We start from the raw sequence: 597 nt of genomic DNA, 5'->3' as shown, positions 1-597 counted from the left end.
AGACTCAAGAGGCTGCTCAAGCCGTTGCATCTGAAGTTAAAAACGAAGTTGCTTCTGCCGCCGATGCTACTGCATCTGCCGCTCAAGAAGCTGCCGATAAAGTAGAAGCCGCTGCCAGCAAAGCAGAGGAAGCCGCTAAACCTGAAGAAGCTGCCAAGCCCGAAGAGAAAGCCGAAGCGCCTGCCGCTGAAGCCAAGCCTGCAGAAGCCGCCAAAGTGGACGGCAAAGCTGTTTTTGAAGCGAACTGTAAAGCATGCCACAGCGGCTTGATTCCCGGCGCTCCTGCCGTAGGCAAAAAAGAAGACTGGGCTCCTCGCATCAAACAAGGCCAAGACACTCTGCACAAACACGCCCTCGAAGGCTTCAATGCCATGCCTGCCAAAGGCGGTAACGGCAGCCTGAGCGATGATGAAGTGAAAGCCGCAGTTGACTACATGGCCAACGAATCCGGCGCTAAATTCTAAATCATGCAGATTGAAACGCACCTTGCCACAAGGTGCGTTTTTTATATTCAGGCGGATGAAAGTTGAAATAGGGCCGATAAACAGGCAAAGGCCGTCTGAAACATTTTATTTTGAAGCACAATCGGCTAAAATC

At 51.6% G+C, this 597-nt stretch carries 1 protein-coding gene; it reads left to right on the top strand.

Annotation, left to right across the window (positions count from 1 at the left end; genetic code table 11):
• On the top strand, nt 1-464 hold a 464-nt coding region (locus ACTHUM_RS17725; protein ID WP_440403651.1), incomplete at its 5' end, for a c-type cytochrome.
• Nucleotides 465-597 lie beyond the last annotated feature (133 nt).

This window comes from Neisseria sp. P0021.S006 (assembly GCF_051956895.1).
This window is presented reverse-complemented; position numbering and strand designations above follow the sequence as displayed.